Annotated in this window: 6 protein-coding genes and 2 pseudogenes; 2 read left to right on the top strand and 6 right to left on the bottom strand. The window is 42.2% G+C overall.

All coding sequences use genetic code 11. The features are described 5' to 3' along the window. Positions 1-444: pseudogene (locus IQ242_RS15305) on the top strand (hypothetical protein); the annotation flags it as partial. 54 nt (positions 445-498) lie between these two features. On the opposite strand, the gene IQ242_RS15310 reads toward IQ242_RS15305, so the two are convergent. The 5 genes from IQ242_RS15310 to IQ242_RS15330 form a co-directional block, all read right to left on the bottom strand. Then, positions 499-1,437: a GDP-L-fucose synthase gene (locus tag IQ242_RS15310; protein ID WP_193960547.1), complete on the bottom strand. Its 939-nt coding sequence runs from the start codon at positions 1,435-1,437 to the stop codon at positions 499-501. Between the two features lie 12 nt (positions 1,438-1,449). Continuing rightward, on the bottom strand, positions 1,450-2,532 hold the full coding sequence (gmd, locus tag IQ242_RS15315; protein ID WP_193960548.1) for a GDP-mannose 4,6-dehydratase: 1,083 nt from the start codon (positions 2,530-2,532) through the stop codon (positions 1,450-1,452). Between the two features lie 122 nt (positions 2,533-2,654). Further along, the gene (locus tag IQ242_RS15320) at positions 2,655-2,999 is read right to left on the bottom strand and encodes a TIGR03792 family protein (RefSeq protein ID WP_193960549.1); all 345 of its coding nucleotides are present in this window, start codon (positions 2,997-2,999) and stop codon (positions 2,655-2,657) included. A gap of 12 nt (positions 3,000-3,011) precedes the next feature. Beyond that, positions 3,012-3,899, bottom strand: coding sequence for a ParA family protein (locus IQ242_RS15325; RefSeq protein WP_193960550.1), 888 nt, complete (start codon positions 3,897-3,899; stop codon positions 3,012-3,014). Between the two features lie 15 nt (positions 3,900-3,914). Continuing rightward, positions 3,915-4,970: a metallophosphoesterase gene (locus IQ242_RS15330; RefSeq protein WP_193960551.1), complete on the bottom strand. Its 1,056-nt coding sequence runs from the start codon at positions 4,968-4,970 to the stop codon at positions 3,915-3,917. Positions 4,971-5,224: 254 nt separating this feature from the next. On the opposite strand from IQ242_RS15330, the pseudogene IQ242_RS27195 reads away from it, so the two are divergent. Beyond that, a pseudogene (locus tag IQ242_RS27195) lies at positions 5,225-5,383 on the top strand (peptidase C15); the annotation flags it as partial. A gap of 79 nt (positions 5,384-5,462) precedes the next feature. Here IQ242_RS27195 and IQ242_RS15335 read toward each other — a convergent pair. Then, on the bottom strand, positions 5,463-5,679 hold a 217-nt coding region (locus IQ242_RS15335; RefSeq protein WP_193960552.1), incomplete at its 5' end, for an HNH endonuclease.

The raw sequence follows: 5,679 nt of genomic DNA on the forward strand, positions 1-5,679 counted from the left end.
ATAAGAGACAGATCTCTGACCGTCACCGATAATATCAAAAATTCCCAAGGACAGACAATTATTCCCGATGGTAGTCAGATTATCGGAGAAATTAAACCCGATGGTCAAGGTTCGCGTTTTTTATCCCAAAAAATCTTTTTAAAAACCCGTCAACCCCAAGAAAAATCTATTGATGCTATTTCGGCAGTTTTCACTCGTCTAGAAAGGCTAATTAAAGGAGTTAACCCCGATAAAATTATTCAGGGTGCAGTATTAGGAAAATCCGCCGCTTCTGTCCTCGCTTCCTTTACTTCTGACCAACCGGTTAGCGAGGGATTATTACGAGGAGGGGGATTAGAAGTATTAGCCGGTTGGTTATTACGAGGAGAATCGGTGGAATTATTGTCAATTAACCCCAAGGAAGATTTAAAATTAACCCTTCGTTCTGATTTTACCGGGCAGTAAGCTGAAAAAAAATCTGGTGTGTTAGTTATTTATCTAACACACCAGCTATCTGGACTAAGCGGCGTTTTGTCGATACCATTCAATGGTTTTCCGCAAACCTTCTTTAAATTCCATTTGAGCAACAAAACCGAATTTTTCCTGAGCGCGGGTTGTATCTAAACAGCGTCGCGGTTGACCATTCGGTTTATCTATTTCCCAAACAATTTCGCCATCAAAACCCATTAAATCACAGATTAATTCCACTAAATCTTTGATAGAAATCTCATAATTTGTACCAAGATTAACCGGGTCTGATTCATTATAGAATTGACTGGCCATGACAAGGCCTCGCGCTGCATCGGTGGAGTAGAGAAACTCCCGGGTTGGACTACCATCTCCCCAGACAGGAAGTTGTTTATCCCCCCGTTGTTGTGCCTCATAAACCTTGCGAATTAAAGCAGGAATTACATGGGAACTACCCGGATCAAAATTATCCTCTGGCCCGTATAAATTCACCGGTAAAAGATAAATTCCGTTGAAACCATACTGCAAACGATAGGACTCTAATTGTACCAATAAAGCCTTTTTAGCGATACCATAAGGCGCATTGGTTTCTTCGGGATATCCTGACCATAAATCGTCTTCATGGAAAGGTACTGGAGTAAATTTTGGATAGGCACAAATTGTCCCCACACAGACAAATTTTTGCACTCCTGCTAGATAGGCAGCGTGAATTAATTGGGTTCCCATCATCAAATTATCATAGAATAATTCGGCGGGTTTTTCCCGATTGAGACCGATGCCTCCCACATGGGCCGCCAAATGGATAATTAAATCTTCTTGGTCGGCTAAACGTTGACAGTTTTCCCAAACTCTTAAATCACAATCTTTGGACCGAGGAATTGTAATTTTTTCGGGATTTGCCCCCGCTGCAATTAACTGATTAACTACTTGCCGACCTAAAAATCCGCCCCCCCCGGTGACAACGATTCTCTGTTCGCTTAAATTCAGCATATTTTCACCTCTTTAATCCACAGTTGTCATCGAACGATTGCGAAGATAAGCCAAATCTTTTAATAACTGTTCGCTATCACCACCGTTATTAAGATTAATCCCCAAAGCCGCTAAATCCGCATCTACCATTAATTTTACCAGTCCCTCGAAGGTCACCGACGGCTGCCAACCTAATTTCTCTCTGGCTTTTGTGGAATCTCCTATCAATAAATCTACTTCCGCTGGACGCAAATAACGTTGATCAAACTCCACATAATCCTGCCAATTTAAATTAACGTATTGGAAAGAAATATCTAGAAACTCCCGGATAGAATAGGTTTCATTGGTCGCCACCACATAATCATCTGGTTCTTGCTGTTGTAACATTAACCACATCGCCCGCACATAGTCCTTAGCATAACCCCAATCCCGTTTAGAATCGAGATTTCCTAGATAGAGTTTTTTCTGTTGTCCAGCAATAATTCTGGCCAAAGCGCGGGTAATTTTGCGCGTGACAAAAGTTTCTCCACGCCGGGGGGATTCATGGTTAAATAAAATGCCGTTACAGGCAAATAAGTCGTAGGATTCCCGATAGTTGACCGTTTGCCAGTGACCGTAAACTTTCGCACAAGCGTAGGGACTGCGGGGATAAAATGGCGTGGTTTCTTTTTGGGGAACTTCCATGACTTTCCCGAACATTTCCGAGGAACCTGCTTGATAGAAACGGACTTCGATGCCGGTTCTTTTTTGGTAATCCCGAATTGCTTCTAGTAGTCTTAAGACACCCACACCGACAGCATCAACGGTGTATTCTGGGGCATCAAAACTAACTCGCACGTGGGATTGGGCCCCTAAATTATACACTTCTACCGGTTGCACTTGTTCGAGGATACGCCGCAGGGTCGTCCCGTCGGTGAGGTCGCCATAGTGAAGAAATAATTTAGCATCCTGCTGGTGGGGGTCAATGTAGAGATGATCGATGCGATCGGTGTTAAAAGTTGAGGTACGACGGATGATACCGTGGACTTCATAGCCTTTTTCTAATAATAATTCGCTCAGATAGGAACCATCTTGACCGGTGATGCCGGTAATTAGGGCGCGTTTCGGTTGAGTCATCAGTAATTTACCTAATGGGAAAGAATAAAGACCAGGGCAGGGTCTGACTGCTTATAGCACACTTTAGCCCCTCATGACAAGTTTGGCTAGGTTGACCGAGGACAAAAAGATGAATTGATTTTTTATCCGGGCTGCATAGATTCTAAATGGTTCTGACAATTTTCTCGGAATTTTCTGACTTGAAATTCCTTGACTTTGAGTAATTGATAATTATCTTTTCCCATGGCTAGGGAAAATTTGGCTTCGGTCTCATCAAGTAAATTTTTGGAGATAGCTTTCCACTGTTCTTGCGTTTGCCAATGGACAACGATAATTAATTCTTCCTCGATGGCGGGATTAATCCAAAGCTCCTTACCTAAAAAACCAGGTTGTTTTGCTAAAAACTTTGTCCAAATTTCTTGATCTTTTTGGATAAATTTTTCCCTAGCTTCGGGTTTAACTTGAAATTCTAACCACTCAATGACCATAGTAATTATCTCCTATTTTTTGGCTTTCATCAAGAATTCTTCTGTGAGTTTCATAAAAGCTTTGGAACCACTAGAAGAGGGCATGGCTGCCACCGCAGGCACGAACATATCCACAGCTTTAGCTACATTAACATCCATAGGAATCGCATTAGCAAAAATTTGATGGGCTTGAAAATCCTGTTGTACCCGGCGCATGACTTGATTATAGTAGCGACTGAGTAAACCACCACCGGAAAGAATAAAAACTATACCGAGTAAACCGGGGTTAATCGGGTCGGTTTCTTGATGACTAGCTTTCAGTTTAACTATTCTTCTTTCTAATAGCTGAATGCCGACAATTGATAAAGGTTCTGGACGGGCAGGTAGTAAATAAAAATGACTGCTACATAGACCACTACGAGTTAAAAGATTATACCCTGGAGCGCAGTCCATGATAATATAATCGTAACGGTCTTGAATGGGGTCAATGATTTTTTGAATTAAGACTCTTTCCAGGTTATTCCAAGCATTATCAAAGCCTAAATCTTCCTGTAAAATTGCTTGATGGTGCAGGGTTTGTGAGACGACATATTCATCATAAAGTTCGATGTCTCCTGGCAGTAAATCTAAGCCTTGAATTTCACAGACTGAAGGGACAATAATATCATCAATAGTTAATTTATTGTAGGGATTGGGTTTGATAATTGCTTCTAATAAATAGCTTAAAGTGCGTTTTTTGCGACGCAGTTGAGCGAATTCGTGGGGGGACATTAAACTAAGAGTCGCACTGATTTGAGCGTCTAAATCGAGGACAAGGACTCGTTTTTGCTGAAATTTAGCTAAACAGGTGGCAAGGTTGACGGTAAGGGTAGTTTTTCCTACTCCTCCTTTCATATTAACGGTGCTGATGACAGTGGCCATTAGGGGAATTCCTTTCTAGTTAACCGATGGAATATCTCGACGTAAAACTTGCCCGTTGGGAGCCATAATCAAAGGAGGTAAACTGGTAATATTGATCGCCTCTTGGGTTTTCATGTCGTAGGTGGTGTAAACTGTTTCCTGTTGATGGGGATTAATATCGACAATTGTTAGGGTTTTTCTGGGCGCTTGTTCACTGTTCAATAACCGTCGCGGTCCACTGCCTAAAGCTCCCGCGTGTAATAATTGTAATTGCCCCCGTTTACCCGGATAGTAAGCGTGAGCGTGGCCACTAATATAAGTATGCACCTGATGGCCCTCTAAAAACGCTCTTAATTTCTCGGCATCGGCTAAATAATCCCCCGGTCGATTTCTGCCCACGGCAATACCGTAGAGGGGTAAATGACCGATTACTAGCCGCATTTTAGCATTTTTAGCGTCGGTACTACTCAAGTTTTTTGCTGCCCAATTTAGTTGTTGCCCAGAGATTAAATGAGTGGAGGCATCCCAAACTAGATAGAATATACCATTTTGAGTGAAAGTATAATAAAAAGGAAAGCCGGTTTTATCGATAAAATTTAAACTTGTATCATGTTGGGGGTTTTGCCAATAATCCAGGGCTAATTTTCTCTCCTTAGCATAGATAAATTTTCCTGCGGATAAAGCTCCAGAAGCGTCATGATTACCGATGGTAAAAGCAAAGGGTATTTTAGCAGCTCGCAGGGGCGCGGCGATATGGCGATCAAAGGCCGACCACATGGCGTTAATTGCTGCCTCTGTCAAGCTGCTTTTTTGTCCTGCCACCATGTCGCCGCCACAGAGGACGAGATCGGGTTTATTATTGATAATTAAAGGGATAGCTCGATCGATTTCGGGATCGTAAGTTGTGGAACCGTATTGACTATTAAGGTCACTAATCACAATTATCTTGACTTTTTTCGCCTTTTGTGCTTGTTTAACAGCCGACTCAGGGGGATTTTTGGAAGTAACAGGCTGTAAAATTTGATGAGCGCAAGCTACCAAGCTAAAACCGCCTAAACTGCCACTGATCAGCAAAAATTTACGGCGTTGCATAGGATATCAATCTCGTCTTTAATTGAGGTCACGTCAGTTAGTGTAGCAATTTTTGTCCCTTCGATCGCTTTTTTGTTGATCATCCCAATTAAGTAGGGAGGCACAATCATTTGTAGGATGGGTTAGCGGTAGCGTAACCCATGCAGGCGTTGGGTTTCATGCTTCAACCGTTCGGCAAAAGCTCACGGCCGAAGCCCAACCTACGTTCATCTTATATTTAATCCCACCCACCTACTTAACTATCAGGAGATAACTTGACAATTCTCTTAACTTCTTTTGCGCCTTGGTTATGCCATCACCGGAGTAATTCCTCCGATGATTTGTTAGCATCCATTCAAGATAATTATCCACAAAAGCTTTTATTTTTGCGTCAACTTCCCGTTAATACCCATCGAGCCAGTCAACTCCTTATACTATTAGGGGTCGAGAAGGTCGTCACCGACCTCCCCTCCCATTCAGAACCGTGCATGAGACTTTCACCTCACACGGCTCCTAGTTTGACTGTTCCCTTGTTAAGGATACAACTTGACATCTTTTTGTTGACCTTGTATTGTCTATATTAACCTCTGATGATGTTAATGTAGATGATTTAAGGCTTCCATCAGATGCCGATTTATCATCGTGACAGTGGCGGTGTAGTAATTGAAGGTTTTTATATTCATCCTTTCCGCCTAAGCTGAGAGGGTGAATGTGGTCAACTTCAATTAAA

It is taken from the genome of Microcystis sp. LEGE 08355 (genome assembly GCF_015207185.1).
Classification (GTDB): domain Bacteria; phylum Cyanobacteriota; class Cyanobacteriia; order Cyanobacteriales; family Microcystaceae; genus Microcystis; species Microcystis panniformis.